The sequence below is a fragment of the Pseudomonas caricapapayae genome (genome assembly GCF_001400735.1).
Taxonomy (GTDB): Bacteria; Pseudomonadota; Gammaproteobacteria; order Pseudomonadales; family Pseudomonadaceae; genus Aquipseudomonas; species Aquipseudomonas caricapapayae.
This window is the reverse complement of the sequence record NZ_LJPW01000173.1, coordinates 75,644-96,472: the sequence shown is the minus strand read 5'-3', so window position 1 is coordinate 96,472 and position 20,829 is coordinate 75,644. Positions and strand designations below refer to the sequence as shown.

The 20,829-nt window shown below is 59.2% G+C and carries 19 protein-coding genes; 8 read left to right on the top strand and 11 right to left on the bottom strand.

Features of this window, described 5'->3' with window-relative positions; genetic code table 11:
- Positions 1-3: 3 nt before the first annotated feature.
- Together ALO80_RS26570 and ALO80_RS26565 are read right to left on the bottom strand one after the other, a co-directional pair.
- A complete protein-coding gene (locus tag ALO80_RS26570) occupies positions 4-1,407 on the bottom strand; it encodes an FAD/NAD(P)-binding protein (protein WP_055011127.1) in 1,404 nt (467 codons plus the stop codon).
- A gap of 42 nt (positions 1,408-1,449) precedes the next feature.
- Positions 1,450-2,019, bottom strand: a complete 570-nt coding sequence (locus tag ALO80_RS26565; protein ID WP_054986475.1) for a helix-turn-helix domain-containing protein — start codon at positions 2,017-2,019, stop codon at positions 1,450-1,452.
- Between the two features lie 110 nt (positions 2,020-2,129).
- Between ALO80_RS26565 and ALO80_RS26560 the strand changes: the two genes are divergently transcribed.
- The 7 genes from ALO80_RS26560 to ALO80_RS26530 all read left to right on the top strand — a co-directional run bounded on the left by ALO80_RS26560 (position 2,130) and on the right by ALO80_RS26530 (position 9,295).
- Positions 2,130-3,053: a DMT family transporter gene (locus ALO80_RS26560; protein ID WP_055011126.1), complete on the top strand. Its 924-nt coding sequence runs from the start codon at positions 2,130-2,132 to the stop codon at positions 3,051-3,053.
- A gap of 160 nt (positions 3,054-3,213) precedes the next feature.
- Complete coding sequence (locus tag ALO80_RS26555) at positions 3,214-6,132, top strand: monovalent cation/H+ antiporter subunit A (protein WP_055011125.1); 2,919 nt, start codon at positions 3,214-3,216, stop codon at positions 6,130-6,132.
- Positions 6,132-6,476: a Na+/H+ antiporter subunit C gene (locus ALO80_RS26550; RefSeq protein WP_002554068.1), complete on the top strand. Its 345-nt coding sequence runs from the start codon at positions 6,132-6,134 to the stop codon at positions 6,474-6,476. The genes ALO80_RS26555 and ALO80_RS26550 overlap by 1 nt, the downstream gene beginning before the upstream one ends.
- Entirely contained in the window at positions 6,473-8,158 is a 1,686-nt protein-coding gene (locus tag ALO80_RS26545) for a monovalent cation/H+ antiporter subunit D (RefSeq protein ID WP_055011124.1), read from the top strand. Before ALO80_RS26550 ends, ALO80_RS26545 begins: the two co-directional genes overlap by 4 nt.
- Positions 8,155-8,643: a Na+/H+ antiporter subunit E gene (locus tag ALO80_RS26540; RefSeq protein ID WP_054986471.1), complete on the top strand. Its 489-nt coding sequence runs from the start codon at positions 8,155-8,157 to the stop codon at positions 8,641-8,643. Before ALO80_RS26545 ends, ALO80_RS26540 begins: the two co-directional genes overlap by 4 nt.
- A complete protein-coding gene (locus ALO80_RS26535) occupies positions 8,640-8,918 on the top strand; it encodes a K+/H+ antiporter subunit F (protein WP_002554071.1) in 279 nt (92 codons plus the stop codon). The genes ALO80_RS26540 and ALO80_RS26535 overlap by 4 nt, the downstream gene beginning before the upstream one ends.
- Positions 8,915-9,295 carry a Na+/H+ antiporter subunit G gene (locus tag ALO80_RS26530; protein ID WP_054986470.1) on the top strand — a complete coding sequence of 127 codons (381 nt, stop codon included), beginning with the start codon at positions 8,915-8,917 and terminating at the stop codon, positions 9,293-9,295. Before ALO80_RS26535 ends, ALO80_RS26530 begins: the two co-directional genes overlap by 4 nt.
- Before the next feature lie 19 nt (positions 9,296-9,314).
- On the opposite strand, the gene ALO80_RS26525 is transcribed toward ALO80_RS26530, so the two are convergent.
- Positions 9,315-9,782: a hypothetical protein gene (locus tag ALO80_RS26525; protein WP_055011123.1), complete on the bottom strand. Its 468-nt coding sequence runs from the start codon at positions 9,780-9,782 to the stop codon at positions 9,315-9,317.
- 444 nt (positions 9,783-10,226) lie between these two features.
- Here ALO80_RS26525 and ALO80_RS26520 point away from each other — a divergent pair, with 444 nt between their 5' ends.
- Positions 10,227-10,466, top strand: coding sequence for a DUF2789 domain-containing protein (locus tag ALO80_RS26520; protein ID WP_055011122.1), 240 nt, complete (start codon positions 10,227-10,229; stop codon positions 10,464-10,466).
- 19 nt (positions 10,467-10,485) lie between these two features.
- On the opposite strand, the gene ALO80_RS26515 is transcribed toward ALO80_RS26520, so the two are convergent.
- The 8 genes from ALO80_RS26515 to ALO80_RS26480 form a co-directional block, all read right to left on the bottom strand.
- Positions 10,486-11,979, bottom strand: a complete 1,494-nt coding sequence (locus ALO80_RS26515) for a T6SS phospholipase effector Tle1-like catalytic domain-containing protein (RefSeq protein ID WP_055011121.1) — start codon at positions 11,977-11,979, stop codon at positions 10,486-10,488.
- Between the two features lie 270 nt (positions 11,980-12,249).
- Complete coding sequence (locus ALO80_RS26510; RefSeq protein WP_375233013.1) at positions 12,250-13,470, bottom strand: methyl-accepting chemotaxis protein; 1,221 nt, start codon at positions 13,468-13,470, stop codon at positions 12,250-12,252.
- A 563-nt stretch (positions 13,471-14,033) separates the two neighbouring features.
- Positions 14,034-14,438 carry a TraR/DksA family transcriptional regulator gene (locus ALO80_RS26505; RefSeq protein WP_002554078.1) on the bottom strand — a complete coding sequence of 135 codons (405 nt, stop codon included), beginning with the start codon at positions 14,436-14,438 and terminating at the stop codon, positions 14,034-14,036.
- Positions 14,439-14,739: 301 nt separating this feature from the next.
- Complete coding sequence (locus ALO80_RS26500; protein WP_055005366.1) at positions 14,740-15,765, bottom strand: ABC transporter permease; 1,026 nt, start codon at positions 15,763-15,765, stop codon at positions 14,740-14,742.
- A 47-nt stretch (positions 15,766-15,812) separates the two neighbouring features.
- Complete coding sequence (locus tag ALO80_RS26495; RefSeq protein WP_055011149.1) at positions 15,813-17,390, bottom strand: sugar ABC transporter ATP-binding protein; 1,578 nt, start codon at positions 17,388-17,390, stop codon at positions 15,813-15,815.
- Positions 17,391-17,459: 69 nt separating this feature from the next.
- On the bottom strand, positions 17,460-18,389 hold the full coding sequence (locus ALO80_RS26490) for a sugar ABC transporter substrate-binding protein (RefSeq protein ID WP_055011119.1): 930 nt from the start codon (positions 18,387-18,389) through the stop codon (positions 17,460-17,462).
- A gap of 475 nt (positions 18,390-18,864) precedes the next feature.
- On the bottom strand, positions 18,865-19,884 hold the full coding sequence (locus ALO80_RS26485) for a Gfo/Idh/MocA family protein (RefSeq protein WP_055011118.1): 1,020 nt from the start codon (positions 19,882-19,884) through the stop codon (positions 18,865-18,867).
- A 66-nt stretch (positions 19,885-19,950) separates the two neighbouring features.
- The gene (locus ALO80_RS26480; protein WP_054986462.1) at positions 19,951-20,811 is read right to left on the bottom strand and encodes a sugar phosphate isomerase/epimerase family protein; all 861 of its coding nucleotides are present in this window, start codon (positions 20,809-20,811) and stop codon (positions 19,951-19,953) included.
- Between the last annotated feature and the right edge of the window lie 18 nt (positions 20,812-20,829).

The following is a 20,829-nucleotide window of genomic DNA, read 5'->3' as shown; positions in this document are numbered from 1 at the left end:
ACCTCATGGCAAGCGCATTGCCAGCGCCTTGGCCTGGAGTGCGACATCGGTCACTGCGGTGCTTTCCCACCACATGCCGCGCAGCGGCGGGCCCATGGCGAACAGGCGTGACGAGCAGTGACCGTGCGCGTCGAGCACCGCGCCACCGGCATCGGCAGCGATGCCCAGCGCCAAAGGTCCCGGCTGGATCAATCCGCGCTCCAGCAGTTGCCGAGGCAGCGGGCGATCCACTCGCCGCCAGTCATATTCAATACCCGTGGAATTGATCAGGGCATCGCCGAGGATCTGCGTGGGATTGCTGTCACCGCGCCGACGAACGCTGATCTGCACCTGACCGGAAGGCAGGCTTGCGACACTTTGCAATGACGCGGCGTCAATGCTCAGCCGTCCTTGCCTGATCAGCTTTGCCAGCAGCGCAGCACTGGGTGGCGGAGAGCGATGGTGATGGCTTTCCCACCAGGGCCGTACATGGCGGACGAACTGGCGGCGCTGCCTGTCGCTGGCCTGATTCCACAGCCTGCCGACGTTGGCGCGCACGGTGTCCAGCGGGGCCTGCCAATCGATGCCGCTCTCGATGGCCAGCTCGCATTGCTCGCGGACCTTGCGTACCAGTTGCCGAGTGCTGCGAATACTCGGGTCCTGGGCCAGAAAGTCGGACCACTCCGGCGGCTGGCGTCGAACATGGGGCAGCAGGCCGTGCCGGGAATAGACCTGAATCGGCCCGCGATGCCCGGCTTTTTCCAGCGAGACCAGCGCATCGACCATGGTCAGGCCGGAGCCGATGATCAGCACTCTGGACTGTGGATCGAGCTGCTCCATTGCCTGCACATTCCAGGGATCCAGCGCTGCCGCGTTCAGCTCGTTCGACTCGCGCCGGGGGGTGCGCGAAGCGGCGTACATACCCGTCGCCAGCACGGCCTGGCTGCCGCGCAACAGGCGACCGTCAGCCAGCGTGACGCTCACACCCTGTTCATGGACCTGCACATCGACGGCTTCGCCGCGCACATGCATTACCATGGAAGCAGCCGCTTCGCCAGCTTCACGGGCCTCACGCAAGCGCTGCTGCACATAAAGCCCGAACACGCCACGCGGCGGAAACAGCTCGGCGACCGGAACCTTTTGCACGGCGGCTTCAGGCCAGCCGCCCTCGGCCAGATAGGCCGTCAGCCAGTGCGTGAGGTCATCCGGATCGTCCGGATCGACACTCATCCGCGCCGCGTTGCCATTGAGCGTATGGCCCGGCTCCGTTGCACTGTAAGCCTCGCCCCTGCCGAGCTCGCTGCGGGTCTCGATGATCAGGATTCGACGCTGGCCGGCTCTGCGCAGCAACTGCACCGCCAGCAGGGTGCCGCTCAGACCGCCGCCAATGATCAGAATGTCAGCCGTCTGGTTAGGGTCTTCGGTCATCGAACAGCGCCTCGGTCGGATTGCAATAGAAGAGTCGGAAGGTCAGAGCACGACGTTACGCACAAAACGCAGGGGTGTATCAGCCTCATTGCAATAACGGTGTGGCTGATTGCTGGGGAACATGAAGAACTCGCCAGGGCCGACCTGCTGCACGGCAGCAGGGTCCGAGAAGCGCAGGGTCAGATGCCCTTCCACGATATAGACCTGTTCACTCCAGCCATCCGGATCGGCTTCCGACACGTAGGCATCCCCAGGCTCCAGACAGAACTCCCACAACTCCACTTCTTGCCGGGCAACCGCCCTGGCGAGCAGCACGGCCTTGCTGCCTGAAATCGTACCGGCCCATGCCAGTTCGTTGATACGGCTGTAATCACGATTTTCGGGGGCCTGAATCAGGTCGCTGAACGCCACCTCCAACGCTTCAGCCACCCGGTCCAGTGTTGCCAGACTGACGTTTTTCTCGCCCGCTTCGATAGCGACCAGCATGCGGCGGCTGACCCCGGACTTTTCCGCCAGAGCGGTCTGACTGAGGTCGGCGTCGTTGCGCAAACGGCGCACGTTCTGGCTGACGTGCTGCAACACCGGAGGGCGTTGAGTATTCTCTTTGTGCATTCAAGTACTCACATCAAACCGTTGCGCATTATACTGCCCATTCCAAAGACGACGTCAGGGTGTCCAGCGCTTGACGTACGCATAGCCCTTCACAGGAGTCCCGAGCTGACATGAAGTCTATCAGCCGTCTACCCTGCATCAGCAAGGCAGAAGCCGTGCTGATTATGATCACCATGCTCTGGGGAGGCACCTTCCTGCTGGTCCAGCACGCGATGACCGTCAGCGGCCCGATGTTTTTCGTCGGTCTGCGTTTTGCCGCAGCGGCGCTTATCGTAGCGCTGTTTTCGACGAAGGTGCTGCGCGGTCTGACTTTTCTTGAACTCAAGGCCGGGGTCTTCATCGGCACCTGCATCATGCTCGGTTATGGCCTGCAGACCATCGGATTGCAGAGCATTCCCAGCAGCCAGTCCGCGTTCATCACGGCGCTCTATGTGCCTTGCGTGCCTTTATTGCAATGGCTGGTGCTTGGACGAAGACCAGGTCTGATGCCGACGCTGGGCATCATCCTCGCCTTTGCCGGGCTGATGCTGGTCGCCGGACCGCAAGGTACTGCCCTGCAACTCAGCTCTGGCGAGATCGTGACGCTGATCAGTGCCGTGGCCATAGCTGCCGAGATCATCATGATCAGTGCCTATGCCGGCAAGGTCGATGTACGCAGAGTTACCGTGGTGCAGCTGGCAACCGCTTCAGCTCTGGCCTTTCTGATGATTGTCCCCACCCAGGAACGCCTGCCGGTTTTTTCCTGGGTGCTGGTGCTCAGTGCCGTGGGCCTTGGCGCAATGAGTGCGGTTATTCAGATCGCCATGAACTGGGCACAGAAAAGTGTTTCGCCCACGCGTGCCACCGTGATCTATGCGGGTGAACCGGTCTGGGCCGGGATTGTCGGAAGACTGGCCGGTGAGCGCTTGCCGGGCATCGCCCTGCTGGGTGCAGCCTTGATTGTAGCCGGGGTGATCGTCAGCGAAATGAAGCGGCGCTCTGCGCCCGCCGAACAGAGCCTCATCAAGGAACAAGGCGTGTCCAGAGCCGATTGAGCCAGGTGCTCGCTTCGCCGTTACATACCTGTTTCATGACAACGATCTGCTGTCTTGAAAACAGCAGACACTTTTTGTAGGAAATTTCGGAAACAGTCCCTTTGGTATCGGGGTGTCTGGCACGTATGATGCTTGACATTCCCCTGCAGATTAGAAGCCTATGTCCCTGATAGTTCTACTGCTTCTGCCTTTCATCGGCAGCTGTCTGGCGGCGTTCCTGCCGCACAACGCGCGTAACGCAGAATCGTTTCTGGCGGGTCTGGTTGCCCTGATCGGCGCCATCCAGATGGCGTTGTGGTTCCCGCAGATCGCCGACGGCGGCGTGATTCGCGAAGAGTATTTCTGGCTGCCTAGCCTGGGAATGAACTTCGTTCTGCGTATCGATGGCTTCGCCTGGCTGTTCTCGATGCTGGTGCTGGGCATTGGTGCGCTGGTCTCGCTCTACGCTCGCTACTACATGTCGCCAGACGATCCGGTGCCGCGCTTCTTCGCGTTTTTCCTGGCGTTCATGGGTGCAATGCTCGGGCTGGTAATGTCCGGCAATCTGATTCAAATCGTGTTTTTCTGGGAGCTGACCAGCCTGTTCTCGTTCCTGCTGATCGGTTACTGGCATCACCGCGCCGATGCACGACGCGGCGCTTACATGGCGTTAATGGTCACCGGCGCGGGCGGTCTGGCGTTGCTGGCGGGCATGATGATCCTCGGGCATGTGGCAGGCAGTTATGACCTGGACCGGGTACTGGCGTCCGGAGACGCAATTCGCGCCCATGCCCTGTACCCGATATTGCTGACCCTGATCCTGATCGGCGCACTGACCAAAAGCGCCCAGTTCCCTTTTCATTTCTGGCTGCCTCATGCGATGGCAGCGCCCACGCCGGTGTCGGCGTATCTGCACTCGGCGACCATGGTCAAGGCCGGGGTGTTTCTCATGGCGCGGATGTGGCCGGCGCTGTCAGGCACCGAGCAATGGTTCTGGATCGTCAGCGGCGCAGGTGCCTGTACGCTGATTCTGGGTGCCTATGCAGCTATCTTTCAGAATGATCTGAAAGGCCTGCTGGCCTACTCCACGATCAGCCATCTGGGTCTGATCACGCTGTTGCTGGGTCTGAACAGCCCGCTGGCCGCGGTAGCCGCAGTCTTTCACATTCTCAACCACGCCACCTTCAAGGCTTCGCTGTTCATGGCGGCCGGAATCATCGACCACGAGAGCGGAACCCGGGACATTCGGCGCCTGAGCGGGCTGGTGAAGCTGCTTCCCTACACCGCGACACTGGCGATGGTCGCCAGCGCTTCAATGGCAGGGGTGCCGCTGCTCAACGGGTTTCTGTCCAAAGAGATGTTCTTTGCCGAAACCGTGTTCATTTCCGCCACTGCCTGGGTCGAGATTGCCTTGCCGGTGATCGCGACTATCGCCGGGATATTCAGCGTTGCCTACTCGCTGCGCTTCACCGTCGACGTGTTTTTCGGTCCTGCGGCAAAGGACTTGCCGCACTTGCCCCATGAGCCACCGCGCTGGATGCGTGCGCCCGTCGAGCTGTTGGTGCTGACGTGTCTGGTCGTGGGGATTTTCCCGGCGCAGTCGGTGGCCCCGCTGCTGGCGGCGGCGGCGCGGCCTGTAGTCGGCGGCACGCTGCCCGAGTACAGCCTGGCAATCTGGCACGGCTGGAACCTGCCGATGGTCATGAGTCTGGTGGCGATGGCTGGCGGTATCATTCTGTATCTATTGTTGCGCAAGCCCCTCAAGCAGGAGCGCATCACCGCCCCGCCGCTGGTGGGACGACTCAACGGCAAGCGTTTCTTCGAACGCAGCCAGGTTGTGATGATGCACTGGGCGCGACGTTTCGAGCGCAAGGTCAGCACTCGACGCTTGCAGCCGCAATTGTTTCTGCTGGTACTGGCAGCCGTTCTGGGCGGCTTCATTCCGATGTATTTCAGTGGTTTGACCTGGGGCGACCGGCCAAAGATTCCGGGGTCCGGGGTCTTTGTCACGCTTTGGCTTATCGCGATTGCCTGCGCAATCGGCGCTGCCTGGCAGGGTAAATATCACCGCCTGGCGGCACTGGTCATGGTCAGCGTTTGCGGCCTGATGACCTGCATCACTTTTGTCTGGTTCTCGGCACCCGATCTGGCGCTGACCCAACTGGTCGTCGAAGTGGTGACCACCGTGCTGATCCTGCTCGGTCTGCGCTGGCTGCCACGCCGCAATGAAGACGTGGCCCCGCTCAGTGCGCGCCTGCGTGCTCGCACCCGGCGGATACGCGACTTCGGTCTGGCAGTGCTCGTCGGGCTGGGCATGGCGATATTGTCCTATGCCATGCTGACCCGCCAGACACCCAACGCCATCTCGTCCTTTTACCTTAGCCGTGCGCTGCCTCAAGGCGGGGGCACCAACGTGGTCAACGTGATGCTGGTAGATTTCCGCGGCTTCGATACGTTTGGCGAAATCACTGTGCTGGCAGCGGTGGCCCTGACGGTGTTCGCCCTATTGCGACGCTTCCGCCCGCCGAAGGAAAGCATCCTGCTGCCCACACAGCAACGCCTGTTGGCGCGTGACGTGGTGACCGACCTGGTCAACCCGCGCAGCGCCAGCGATACGGCGCTCGGTTTCATGATGGTGCCTGCCGCACTGGTGCGATTGCTGTTGCCGATTGCCTTCATCGTCTCGATGTACCTGTTCGTGCGCGGTCACAACCAGCCAGGCGGCGGGTTCGTTGCCGGTCTGGTGATGTCGGTGGCGTTCCTTCTGCAATACATGGTTGCAGGCACGCAGTGGGTAGAGGCGCAAATGAGCCTGCGGCCGTTACGCTGGATGGGTACGGGCCTGCTGTGTGCGGTTCTGACCGGAGCCGGCTCAATGCTGCTGGGTTATCCGTTCATGACCACACACACCGCGCACGTCGACTTGCCGATTCTGGGCGATATCCACATCGCCAGCGCGCTGTTCTTCGATGTCGGCGTATACGCCGTAGTGGTCGGATCGACGCTGCTGATCCTGACCGCACTGGCGCACCAGTCGGTGCGCAGCCATCGTCCGACCCAGTTGCCCAAACCTGTCGCCAACCCGCAAGGAATCCTCTGATGGAAGAAGTCATTGCAATCGCCATCGGTGTGCTGGCCGCCTCGGGTGTCTGGCTGATCCTGCGGCCACGCACCTTTCAGGTCGTCATGGGGCTGTGCCTGCTGTCTTACGGGGTCAACCTGTTCATTTTCAGCATGGGCAGCCTGTTCATCGGCAGAGAACCGATCATCAAAGACGGCATTCCGCAGGACCTGCTCAATTACACTGATCCGCTGCCGCAGGCGCTGGTGTTGACCGCCATCGTGATCAGCTTCGCCATGACAGCGCTGTTTCTGGTGGTATTGCTTGCTTCCAGAGGCCTGACCGGCACCGACCATGTAGATGGCCGGGAGCCCAAGGCATGAGCTGGCTGAACCAACTGATCATCGCACCGATCCTGCTGCCGCTGCTGACCGCAGGGCTGATGCTCTGGCTGGGCGAAAAGCATCGGCCACTCAAAGGGCGCATCAACCTGTTCTCCAGCATTCTCGGCCTGGGCATTTCCGTGGTGCTGTTTTTCTGGGTACAGCACAGCGGCAGCAGCGGCTCCATTGGTGTCTACCTGCCGGGCAACTGGGGAGTGCCATTCGGTATCGTGCTGGTGGTGGACCACCTGTCGGCACTGATGCTGGTGCTGACCGGGATTGTCGGTGTCTGCGCGCTGCTGTTCGCGCTGGCGCGCTGGGACCGGGCCGGTGCCAGTTTCCACGCACTGTTCCAGATCCAGCTCATGGGCCTGTACGGCGCATTCCTGACCGCCGACCTGTTCAACCTGTTCGTGTTCTTCGAGGTCCTGCTGGCAGCGTCCTACGGCTTGATGCTGCATGGTTCTGGCCGGGCTCGGGTATCGACCGGCCTGCATTACATTTCAATCAACCTGCTGGCGTCGTCGCTGTTCCTGATCGGCGCTGCACTGATCTACGGAGTGACCGGCACGCTGAACTTCGCTGACCTGGCGATCAAGATTCCTCAAGTAGCGGAGTCCGACCTGGGCCTGCTGCATGCCGGCGCTGCCATTCTCGCCACGGCATTTCTGGCCAAGGCAGGCATGTGGCCACTGAACTTCTGGCTGGTCCCGGCCTATTCGGCGGCCAGCGCGCCGGTAGCGGCAATGTTTGCGATCATGACCAAAGTGGGCGTTTACACCCTGCTGCGCCTGTGGACGCTCCTGTTTTCCGGCCAGGCCGGGGCATCGGCATTCTTTGGCGGTGACTGGTTGATCTACGGCGGCATGGCGACGATCTTCACTGCAGCGATTGCAATCATCGCCGCCCAGCGCTTGGAGCGCCTTGCCAGCCTGAGCATACTGGTATCGGCGGGTATTCTGCTGTCCGCAGTCGGTTTCGCCCAACCCAGCCTGACCTCGGGCGCACTGTTCTATATGGTCAGTTCGACGCTGGCGCTGAGCGCCATGTTCCTGCTCGGTGAATTGATCGAACGCTCGCGCTCGGCCAATGAGATCCCGCTGGAGGACGACGTGGATCAATTGCCCCGGGCCCTGGAGTCTCTGCATCCACCTCCTGGCGCCAACCTGGACGATGAACAGAAGGTCGTGGTCGGTCAGGTCATCCCCATGACCATGGCTTTTCTGGGCCTGAGCTTTATCGCCTGCGCGCTGCTGATCATCGGCATGCCGCCGCTGTCGGGTTTTATCGGCAAACTCACGCTGTTGAGCGCTCTGATGAACCCGCTGGGGCTGGACGTAGCGCAGGATGAAGCGCTCTCGCCCCAGGCCTGGATGCTGATCGCTTTGCTGATCTTTTCCGGACTGGCGTCGCTGATCGCTTTTGCAAGGCTTGGCACGCAACGCTTCTGGACGCCGCACGAGCGTCCTTCGCCGCTGTTGCGCCGTAACGAATGCCTGCCGATCGTCATCCTGCTGGGCCTGTGCGTTGCGCTGACGTTCAAGGCCGAGCCCCTGTTGCGCTATACCCAGGACACCGCTGCGGCACTGCATGAGCCCAAACAGTATGTGCAGTCGGTTCTTGCCACGCGTCCGATACCCGGCCCTACCAGTCAGGACATGAGTTTGGAGGGACAACCATGAAGCGCCTGTTTCCCGCCCCGCTCCTCTCCCTGGCACTTTGGCTGCTGTGGCTGGTATTGAACCTGTCGATCAGCCCCGGCCACCTGCTGCTGGGCGCGGTGCTGGGTTTTCTTGCTCCGCTACTGATGGCGCCACTGCGCCCGCTACCGGTGCGCATCCGCAAACCCGGCACAATCCTGAAATTTCTGTGGCGGGTAGGCCGGGATGTAGTGATTTCCAACCTTCAGGTCGGTTTGAGCGTATGGCGACTAGAGGGGCGTCCGCCACGATCGGCCTTCGTGCGTATTCCCCTGGACCTGCACGACGCCCACGGTCTCGCCGCATTGGCGGCGGTCACGACGGTGGTGCCAGGGACTGTGTGGTCGGAACTGGCGCTGGATCGCAGCATACTGTTGATGCACGTCTTCGACCTTGAAGACGAGGCGCAATTCATCGAGCACTTCAAGACCACCTATGAGCGTCCGTTGATGGAGATCTTTCAATGAGTGCACTGCTCGACAACGCCATCCTGATCAGCCTGCTGATTTTCGCCCTGGCGATGGTCATCACCCTGCTTCGTCTGCTGAAGGGGCCTTCAGCACAGGACCGGGTCCTGGCACTGGACTACCTTTACATCATTGCCATGCTGATGATGCTGGTGCTGGGTATCCGCTACGCCAGTGACACGTATTTCGAAGCGGCCATGCTGATTGCCCTGTTCGGCTTTGTCGGCTCCTTTGCTCTGGCCAAATTCCTGCTACGCGGAGAAGTGATCGAATGACCGGACTGCCGAACACGGTGCCCTTCTGGGCTGAAATACTCACCGCCGGGCTGCTGATCGCCAGCAGCCTGTTCGCCTTGACCGGTGCACTCGGACTGCTGCGCCTCAAGGACTTTTTCCAGCGCATGCACCCACCTGCTCTGGCTTCGACACTGGGCGCCTGGTGCGTCGCGCTGGCATCGATCATCTATTTCTCTGCGCTGAAGTCAGAGCCGGTGATTCACGCATGGCTGATTCCGGTGTTGCTGGCGATCACTGTGCCTGTCACCACCCTGCTGCTGGCGCGAACGGCGCTGTTCCGCAAGCGCATGGCCGGTGACGATGTGCCCGCAGAAGTCAGCAGCGGTAATGGCAATGAAAAGTCGGCAGGCGGCTGAAGCGACAGCCTGGCCTGCGTTACTCGCTGGCCTTGAAGGTCAGCTCACCCTTGCGCCATTTCGCGGCTTTGCCGACAGCGCCTTTCAACAGTTTGCTCATGCCGGTCTGCAATTGCTCTTTTGCAGCAAATACCATGAAAACTGTCTGACCTTCCTTGAACACAATGCCGTGACCTTCAGGAATATCGACGAACGCATATTCGCCCAGGCCATACACGGTGGTCTTGATTTCACGGAATTTCAATTCGAGCTTGCCACCTTCTCGGCTTGGCAACACGGAAGCGCGGAAATGATCGCCAACCTTGAGTTCAAGGCGCGGTTTGTCATCGACCACCAGCGCGGTTTCGGTGTCGATTTCAGCGATGTAAATACCTTCGGCTGACTGTTCGGTGACATAGACAAAACGGGACTGAAACTGCTTGACCAACTGTGCGCGGAGATCGCCGAGCACGAACAAGGCGTGGGTATCCAGATTACTTACAGCCAAAGTACAAACCCTCAAACATGAAAATGAGGCTGCCTGATGTCAGGGCAGTCAAGAAAGTGATTCATCCATAGACCGCGTCAGGCGGCCGGAAATCTTTCCGGCACGCTGCACGCAGAAGCGCTGAAAGCGCCGCCGCAAACCTTGTGCAGGCGGGTGGCGAATTCTACCGGCTCATGGCAGCTACGGGATATATACCTTTTGTACACAGCGGTGTCGCACAGGCGCTGTCGTCATGAAACGGCAGCCAGCCTGACCACGACTCAAGGCTGGAAGGGTTCCATCCTCGCGATCAGTGTGGGCCCGGCGATGCTGGAAACATATCACTTGTAGACAGAGCACAAAAGGCCATCTTTCCCCAGCGGCCAAATGCATCGAACTCTTGCGTGTATCGACCACTCCCATGAGAACTGATGAAACGGGGATATCCCCCGGCGAGGAGATGACATGGAACAGACTACAACTACCATCAACGACCTGTTCGCCCAGTTGGGGCTCGACTCTGACGATAAGAGCATTGAAGCGTTCATCACCACCCACACCCTGCCTGACGACGTCAAGCTGATCGATGCAGAGTTCTGGACGCCGCAGCAGGCTGACTTCCTCAAAGAACAACTGCATGAGGACGCTGAATGGGCAATGCCGGTAGACGAGCTGAATGTCCGTCTGCATAAAAAGCCCGAGTGAACCACCCGGGCCTTGATTGCTACTGCGGATAACCGGGCTGGCCAACGTTGGGATGCAATACCCGGCCACCCGGTTGCGGAGCATGCACGAAGACAGCATCGCTAAAAGTACCCACCCTGCCGACCACTGCGTTCCAGTGAGCGGATTGATGAATATAACGCCAGCGCAGCAGCTGCTCATCTTGACTGTCCAGCAGGTAAGGTCCGCCTCGCGCATAGTCGATCAGGCGGGCAGCAATATTCTCGAGTTCCGGCGGAAGCTGGAATTCCGGGCTGTTTGGCAGCGGTTCGAATGGTACGCCTTCGTCGCAGGCCAGCGCATGCATGACCTGCAATGACACCCTCGACAGATGGCCAAAGACCTGTCGATGCATACCCACTGCAGCAACGATCGTTCTCATGCCATTCAACCCGGTCAACGTTTTTCTGCACGGGTAACATTTATTTTCGCAGGCCTGAACCCTGAGAAAGGCCTGGTTATCGAGCGGATCGATCCAGTGACTGCGGTTCATTTCGAGCAATCGCGCCTCGGCTTCCTTCCAGCTCGCTGCGGTGTTGCACGGGCTGTCGCGGTTGACCAGGCTGCTTTGCGGACGCGTGAGCAGTACATTTTCTTCCATTTGTGGAGGATAACCTCCGCCAATATCCGAATGAGCGCCGGGCAGCACAATTTCCCTGGGCCACACTGGCAGCACGCTGTTGAGCGCGAAATTTCGTCGTGATTCATCTCGAGCCACCAGATGCAAGACCTGCTGGGCACACCCCGGCGGCAGGTACAGATTGACCCGTCTGTTGCTGGCATCCCGGGTATTGCCCATGTCCTTGAAACTGCCGATGGCGGCGACTGTATCGAACAGGCCGATAACCTTGAGCCGAACGCTGCCATTGCGCCAGTTGAAATGCTCGCTGAGCCTGACCTTGCGGCTTTGCAGTATTGGCTCAAGCATGCCTGCCCCCTGTTTCAGTATTTCGTTGGCCAGATGCCTGGCCGACGCAGCACCTCGACTGAAACCGAACACGTCGAGCTCAAGCGCTTCCAGCACGCAGTCAGGGTTATCCCGAGGAAATCTTTTCAACACCGTTTCAAGCTTTCTGAAGGCATTTTCCACCTTGGAGACCACACCGGTGGTGCCCCGACCGAAACTCTGCCCCGGCCATACCGAATCACGTCCACCCGAGGTAGTACCTACTCCGCTTACATAGATCGAGTAATAAACCTTCAAACCTTCCCCGTCATTTTCGGCAACAGGTTGCAGACGATAGATATCGACCAGCCGGGCTATATTGCTTGGATCGTTACTGTAACTACTGCCAGGATGAACATGACGCCCTGCACACTCATTAATGTGCTGCCCGCCATTGACTTCAAACAGTGCCTGACAGTCGGCTCCGATTTGACTGTTGATACGATTATTCCCTGTGCCATCGAAGAAAATTCCGACCCGCGCGGTAACACGCCGCGTGACCACGTCTGACACTGCTGCTGTTTGCTGGGCACTCCATTTATCGCTCATAACTTTTCCGTCCTTAGAGGCAGGCCATGAAAAGGCCGCACTTAAATCAAAACGTAAATAACGTTGATTTAAACAGCTTGCTTAAAGACAGTGAGCGGTCAAGTCGCACAGCGTGTTTTCAGACAACTCCTACACCTTTCACAGGCGTAAACTTAGTATTTATAAATAAATACCTACACACTCATCCAACCACGTTCCACTGCGTCACTTTATTGAACAGGGGCGAATGATTTGAATCGCTCGCCAGCGTGATTCCCCGGTCTGCAGTGATCAACGCCCTTGCGGTTTGTAGCCGAGGCGTAAACCACCCCAATGTCGCCCACAGACGATTATGGGCACAGACAGGTCATGCATCAGTTCGCCCGTGTCACGGGTGTAGGTTTGCAGCAACACCGGCTGCTGGTGGCTACCGCAGCGAATGCCGGTACGATCATCGAACTTGCGTTTGCTTCGGTTACGCGCATTGTCCACCGTCGCATCGCCCGTCAGAGGCTGACTGAACGCATTATTGTGCGTCGGCACATAACCTTGCTGCGTACAGGCGATGGCGAACACCAGACCTTCGTGGCGCGAGAGCAACGGCTCCTGCAACGCCGGCAGGACCTGATCGGTATAACGATCAAAACGCGTGGTAAAGCGAGTGGGCGACGTATCGGGGACGGGTTTGTAATTGCGATCGAACAAGTCGTCGAGGCTGACCTTTCCCTGCTGGATATCGGCCTCGAATCTTTCGGCGATCAGCCGTGCACCCTCCCGGGCCAGATCATAGATACGCTGGTGATAATCATCCAGACCGACCTGAGCCAGACGCTGGCTAATGGTCTCGGCCTGCCCCTCCATCTGCACTGCAGCTTTGGCCAGTTGCCGGGTTTGTTCGTCACTGACGGCTAGATCACTGCGCATATGCTCTACGGCGCTGAACAGGCTCGCCAACTGGTCCTGATTGCTTCTTGCGCCCTGAGCAATTTCGCTGACCTGGCTTTCTACCTCAACCGCAAGCCGGGCGATGTTGCCCAGATGCTGGCCGGTCAGCTCGACCTGCTCGACACCCACATCCAGATCGGACGACAGCTCGCGGATCTGCTCCACGACCTGTGCCGTGCGCTGCTGGATATCCGCCACCATCTGCCCGACTTCCCCGGTAGCGCTGGCAGTACGTCCAGCAAGCCCGCGCACTTCGTCAGCGACCACCGCAAAGCCGCGTCCATGCTCACCGGCGCGGGCGGCTTCAATGGCTGCATTGAGCGCCAGCAGATTGGTCTGGCTGGCAATAGACTGAATGACCAGCGTCACACGCTGAATCTCTTCACTGCGCTGGCTCAGCGCCTCGATCAATTCACGGCTGCCGACAGCACGCTGGCTCAAGATGTGCATACGCTCGATGGACTCATTCAGAACACTGCTTCCCGATTCGCTGCGCTGGCGCGCTTCGCTGGCGGCTACCAGTGCCTGCTGACTCAATTGGGCGGTTTGTTGCTCGGTGGCGATCATCTGCTCGGCGCTGCTGACTATCTGTCCGGCAGCACCCAGCTGCGACTGCACCTTGCCCGCCAAATGCCCGACAGAAAACGCCACCTGGGCCGCAGACAGCGCGTTGTGACTGGTCGTGCGGGAAAGATCCCGGGTCAGCAGCGCTATATCGCTGTCACCGGCCTCGACTTGTGAGCCCGGCGGCCTCTTGCGCGTCAGAAGCGGCAGCCAGGCCACCAGCAACGCCACAGGAATGGCGACATAAAGAGACAGGCCGACCACACTCATGGCGGCGAACAGCAGGCACAACACGGTACTTTGCACGGCTGGCACCCACCACCTCGATGCACGGCCTGAAGCATCGGCCAGCGGTAATCCGGCTGCCATGGATAGGTTCTCGGCCATGCTGCGTCACCCCGTCGGTATTTATCGTTATAGCGCTTATTAAACGCCACATAACGGCCTTATGCCATGCGCTGTTGGTCGTAGCGGGCAATTCAGGCGTCGACAAATTCCGGGCACAACAAAACCGGGAGGCAATCGCTTGCCTCCCGGTCTGGTCACTCAGTCGCTGCTGCCTGTGATCAGGCCTGGCGCTGGTGCTTGTCGATCTGCTCGTGGCGCTCTTGCGCCTCAATGCAATACTTGGTGGTCGGGCTGATCAGCAGACGCTTGAGGCCGATTGGCTCGCCGCTGTCGTCGCACCAGCCGAAGGTGTCGTCGGCAATACGCGAGAGGGCCATTTCCAACTGGGGCAGCATGCGCTGGTCGCGGTCGATCACATTGACCAGCCAGTGACGCTCTTCTTCGACCGAAGCGGCGTCTGCAGGGTCGGCAGGCGTGTCCAGGCTCTCGATCGCAATACGGCTCTGCTCGATTCGCTCGTGGATCTCGACCTTCATGCCCTGCAACAGCTCGACGAAGAAAGCGTGCTGCTCGGCGTTCATGTAGTCATCGGCCGGCATGGCCAGCAACTTTTCCTTTGTCATTTATTTCTCTATAAAAAAACGTGCATTGAGGAGCGGCCTGACGTTGCCGTGCAAACCAATAATCTCCAAGCGCCACCTGGCACTCAATTTACGAGGGGCGGCAGTCTAAGGCCGGCTAGCGGGCTCGGCAACACAATTGAAGGATTTTTGCGCAGCAATTGCCGTAAAACCCTTTAAATGCGGGCGAAAGACCCGGTCAGCATGCTGCTTGATGAGGCTCTGACCCACGTACAGCGAATCGGTTCCTGCAACATCAAACGCACAAAAGGGCCTTCAAGGCCCTTTCGTACACTCTATCCAATCAGCGCTTGGTCTTGCGCTTGTTGCGATATTGATCGATTACCACCGCCACCACAATGATCAGCCCTTTGATAATGTCCTGAACATAAGCGTCCACACCGACAAAGGTGAAACCACTGGCCATGACCCCAAGAATAAGCGCGCCGATCACAGTGCCGGTGATCCGACCTACCCCACCGGAAAGACTCGTGCCGCCTATAACCGCTGCAGCGATGGCGTCCAGTTCATAGGACATGCCCATCCCTGCCTGCCCGGTTGCGGCCCGCGCCGAAGCGACCACGCCCGCCAGCCCGGCCAGCAGTCCGGCAATGCTGTAGACGATTACCAGATGACGCTTGACGTTAATCCCGGAGGTACGCGCCGCCTGCATGTTGCCGCCGATCGCGTAGGTGTACTTGCCATACTTGGTGTAGCGCAGGGCGATGTGAAAGATAACCGCCACCACCAGGAAAATGATTACCGGCATCGCGCCCTGTCCGATAGCCGTGTAGGAGTCCGAGAGCATGCTGACCGGTTGACCTTCGGTATAGAAACGCGCCAGACCGCGCGCGGAGACCATCATGCCCAGCGTGGCAATAAACGGCGGAATGCCGGTTATGGCTATGATACTGCCGTTGATGGCACCCGCCAGCAGCCCGACCCCGAGACCGGCTACCACCGGAATCCACACCGGCAGGTCGGTCAGCGAGGGAAATACCGCACGGGAAAAGTCGGAAGTCTGCGCCAGACTCGCGGCAATCATTGCCGACAGCGCCAGTACCGAGCCGGACGAAAGGTCGATGCCTGTCGTGATAATCACCTGGGTCACGCCGATAGCCAGCAAGCCGATGATCGACACTTGCAGGATCATCAGCACCAGCCGCTGAGAGTTGAGCAGAAAGCTCTGGTCACGGACGATCCAGCCGAACAGCTCGAAGATCAGGCCTATGCCGATCAGCACCAGAAAAATGCTCAATTCGGTTGGCAGCCGCCGTTTGCTCTTGGTGGGTGCCAGCGCCGGTTTGTTTTGCAAGATCGCGTTGCTCATGTTCGTTCCCCTTTTGTTCTTCTTCTACCGAGCCCTGTAGTGCGAACTCAATGAACCTTGTGGCCGGAAGCCAGATGCATGACTTTTTCCTGGGTTGCTTCGCCCCGATCGAGGATGCCCATCATTTCGCCTTCGTGCATGACCATCACCCGGTCACTCATGCCGAGAACCTCCGGCAGCTCCGAAGAAATCATGATGACGGCCATACCCTCACTGGCCAGCAAGGAGATCAGGCGATAGATTTCCGCCTTGGCACCCACATCGATACCGCGGGTGGGCTCGTCCAGAATCAGTACCTTGGGATTGGTCATCAGCCAGCGCGCCAGCAGCGCCTTCTGCTGATTGCCGCCCGACAATGTGTCGATGCACTGCTCCAGCGACGGGGTCTTGACCCGAAGCTTCTTGCACATGTCTTCGCACAGTGCGCGCAGAGCCTTCTGTTGCACGAAACCGTTGCCGGCATAGTTGGCCAGCACGGCCATCTCCATGTTTTCCATCACCGACAGGCATGGAAACAGCCCCGTCAATTTACGGTCCTCCGTCAACAGCGCAAAGCCCAGTTCGATAGCCTGATGCGGATCGCCAATATGCACCGCGTTGCCATCAAAACGGACCTCGCCGCTGTCGCTGGGGGTTATGCCGAACAGGGTTTCGGCCACATTGGTCCGGCCCGATCCCATCAGCCCGGCAATACCGAGAACCTCGCCGGCACGCAGGTCAAAACTCACGCCCTTGAAAATGCCGTTCAGGCAAAGATTGCTGACTGACAGCAGCACCTCGCCTGCCGGTTTTTCCCGCTCGGGAAACAGCTGAGTCAGCTCACGGCCAACCATCATGGTGATCAGGCTGTCGCCATCCATGCTTTCGGCGCGTTGCAGACCGATATAAGCGCCGTCGCGGAACACTGCCACTTCGTCGGCGATTTCGAAAACTTCGTTCATCTTGTGGGTGATATAGATGATGCCCTTGCCCTGGGCGCGCAGGTCGCTGATGATCGAAAACAGGTGAGCGACTTCGGTTTCCGTAATGGCCGAGGTCGGCTCGTCCATGATCAGCACATCCGAGTCGTAGGACACGGCCTTGGCGATCTCCACCATCTGCCGCTCGGCAATACTCAACGTGCCGACCAGTTCCTCCGGGTCGAGCCTGATACGCAGGCGCTCCAGCAATTCGGCCGTGCAGCGGTGCATCTCCCGGTGATCGACCATGTGCAGGCCGTTGAGCTGCTCGCGACCGATCCAGATGTTCTCGGCGATGCTCATGAACGGCATCAGGTTCAGTTCCTGATGGATCATGGCGATGCCCGCCTGCAAGGCTGAAAGCGGTGTCTCGAAGCGAACCGGCTTGCCACGCAGGCGGATTTCGCCCGAGTCCGGCTGGTAGATGCCCGCGATGATTTTCATCAGCGTCGACTTCCCTGCTCCGTTCTCGCCCATCAGCGCCAGCACGCTGCCAGGGCGCACACGCAGTTGTACATCGTTGAGTGCGATGACACCGGGGAAGCCCTTGCTGATGTGGCTGATTTCCAGCAGGTAAGGGGGCTCGGCACCCGGTGTGAGACCATCGACATCACTGGATGGCAGATCGCGTTGCGCGGGCGGATTGGCAGTAGCGGAACCGAACATGATCATGACTCCTCAAGCGGCAGGCTGCGGGAGGACATTTCAGGCTCCTCCCCGGCGTGTCGATTGCTGTTATTTGAAGGTAGCGACGTTTTCAGGCGTGATCAGACGATAAGGAATGATGATCGCCTGAGGCTCGACCTTTTCCTTTTTGGCCATTTTCACAGCGGCATCAATCGCCCCGTCGGCCTGCCCTTTGGCATCCTGGAAAACGGAGACGGCCAGGTCGCCTTTGGTGACGGCGTTGAGCCCGTCGGGCGTACCGTCGACACCCGCGACAAACACGGTGCCGTTTTCGACGCCAGCCTGCTTCAGTGCCATTGCAGCGCCAATGGCCATTTCATCGTTGTTGGCCATCACTGCGTTGAATTTTCGGCCCTGAGTGAGCCAGTCATTGGTCAGGTCCATGCCCTTCTGACGCAGCCAGGTGCCGGTCTGCTCCTGATCTATCTTGATGCCCGGGTATTTGGCCAGCACTTCCTTGACGCCCTTGGTGCGGTTCTGCGTCGAGTTGTTGGCCAGATCACCCAGCAAAATCATCACGCTACCCTTGCCGCCCATTTTGTCGGCTATGTACTGCGCCTGCAGCCGGCCCGCCTCCGTATCGTCCGAGGTGACAGTCGCAACCCCTTCGGGCAGTTTTGGATCATCCGGGCGGCGATTGACGTAGACCAGCGGAATACCGGCAGCGACTGCCGCCTTGGTGATACTGGCTGTCGCAGCGGTGTCCACCGGGTTGACGATCAGGGCATCGACCTTCTTGTTGATGAGCTCCTTGACCTGATCGATCTGCTTGTTGACATCTGCACGGGCATCGACGAATTGAAGCGCCACACCGTCAGGCATGGCTTTGGCCTTGGCACCCATGTCCTGACGCAGGTAGGTCAGCCAAGTGTCGTCGAACTGCGACATGGCAACCCCTACCTTGATATCAGCCAGTGCAGCACTGCTGCCGAGCATCAGGGCCACCGCCAGGGAGGTAATGCGAACCTTGGTGTTCATGAGGGTCTGTCTCCAAATTCTTGTTGTTGTCGGGACCTGGTAACGACGTAGAACCGGTACGGCCTTTCAGCGAGGCAGGCGAATGCCCGTCGCTCCGGGAATGCAAAACAATCGGGCGTCCTTGTGCTGCACGCACATGCCACGGGCAACGATCGTGAAAAATCGCTCCATGGTCCGAATCCAGAATGACGAGGTGACAGAACGCTTGGCAGTGAGGCCAGAGGTAGGGGTTTTCATCGACAGTACCTATTTTTTGTTTTGTTTTTGTTGGCTTGCTTCTCGTGGCCTTGAAGAACTTCAAAGCCCGAGTGATTCGATAGTCGGTAACCTGAAAAAGACTCTATTGGAAAATATTTTCCAATTCAACTGATTTTAGAATTTTATTCCATTTCATTTTTATTCGGATGCCTTTACGACAAAGCCCGACGCTTGTCAGGCGTCGGGCTCTCTTGCTGGCGAGTTGCAATGTAGCCGATTACAGCATCACAACCCTTCCTTCACTGGCGCTCAAACGGGCTGCATCCATAACCTGCGCCGAGGCAATGGCATCATGAGGGTTGACCGGATTACTGCCCTGCCGGTCAACGGCTTCCTGCAGCTGGCGATAGAATTCAAGCCAGCATCCGCGCTCCGAAGGCACACGTTCGCGATGCTCACCCTTCTCGAACCACCCCCAGCGTCGATGCTCTTCGACGCCCCAGCGCTCGCCCTCGGACCGCGGTGTAAGGCCTGCAAATGCAGCCTCCTCCTGGCCATCCAGCCCCTCGACGCTGTAACAGCCTTTTGATCCGCTGACCCTGAAACGGGGCTTGGCAGTGTTTTGCAGACAACTGCCGGACAGATGCGAAGTCACGCCACCGGCATGGCTCAAGGACACGAAAAATGTATGGTCCAGTTCGTCTCCGGGCGCAGCGAACTGCAGTTCTGCGTACACCCGCTCGACCGGCCCGAACAAGACCAGCGCCTGATCCACCAGATGGCTGCCGAGGTCACGCAGCATGCCGCCTCCGCTGGCCTTGCCGACGGAGCGCGGCGAGTAGCGTTCGATGCTGGACTCGAACCGGCTGATATCCCCCAGCGCCTTGTTGTCGATCAGTTTGCGCACGGTGAGAAAGTCGGAATCCCAGCGCCTGTTCTGATAAACGCTGAGCAGTACGCCTCGCCGTTCTGCCGCGTCCACCAGTTCGCGGGCCTGAGCCGCATCGCTGGCAAAGGGTTTGTCGCTGACCACCGCGACGCCCAGTTCTATCGCCTCGAGGATCAACGCCCGGCGCGATGCCAACGGCGTCGAAATCACCACCACATCAACTCCGGCGGCGACCATTTCGGCCAGCGTGTCGAAGGTTGCCACGCCGGGATGGTCGTTGACCACTTCCTGTTTTCGCTCGGGTGACCGGGTGACAACGCCTGCAAATGTGGCACCGGGCAAACTCGAAATCAGCGTTGCATGAAAGTAACGCCCGCCTTTGCCGTAGCCCACCAGCCCTGCTCGCATGGATATCTCCTGTAGTCCATGAACCTCATGGCCGCAGCCAAGGGTCGTGTATTGGATGCCGCCGTATCAACGCAGCAGCTCGCTTTTGACCCGTTCCAGCATGAATCGGCTCGACTCATCTGCGCGCTCCTCCCAGGCAAATACGGCCACTGTGGCGATACCGTCGAAATCGATCTCGCGCAACGTCGAAAAGAACGCCGTCCAGTCCACCTCGCCCTGCCCGATGTCCAGATGCTGATGCACCGTTGCCGTGACGCCGGGCGGGTTGACGATATAGCGCAGACTGGACGAAGCACGGTGATTATAGGTGTCGGCAATGATCAGGTGAGTGAGCTTGTCACCCGCGTACCGAAGCATGGACGCAACGTCTCCCAGGCCGTCGTCGTAGAAAAAGGTATGGGGCGCGGCGTACAGGTAATTGATCCAGTCGCGGTCCAGCCCGCGAATGATGTCTACCGACTCGTTGTTGCGCTCGCAGAAGTCGTAAGGGTGCGCCTGGATATCGAGCCGGATGCCTTCTCGCTCGAAGTGTGGCATCAGCTCATCCATGGACTTCATGAACTGGTTTTCACACACCAGCGGAGCGTCGGATTGACCGCTGAATTCGGTGTTGATCAGATCGCAGTCCATCTCCACGGCGATCTGGATCGCCCGCTTCCAGTTGCGCACCGCTGCGATACGCAGATTTTCATCCGGCGCAGCCCAGTGGTACAACGGCAGCAGCGAAGAGAGTTTCACCCCGGCGTCCGTCAGGGCTCTGCGAAACTCCCTGATCCGCGCACGATCCACACGCGGGTACTTGTAGAACGGCATGAAATCTTCGCGCGGTGACAGTTCAATGTAGTCGTAGCCCAGTTCCGCCGCCTTATCGACCATCGCACCCAGCGACAGGTGTCGATACATGTAAGGATCCAGTGCGATACGCATGATGCCTCCCTGTAGTGT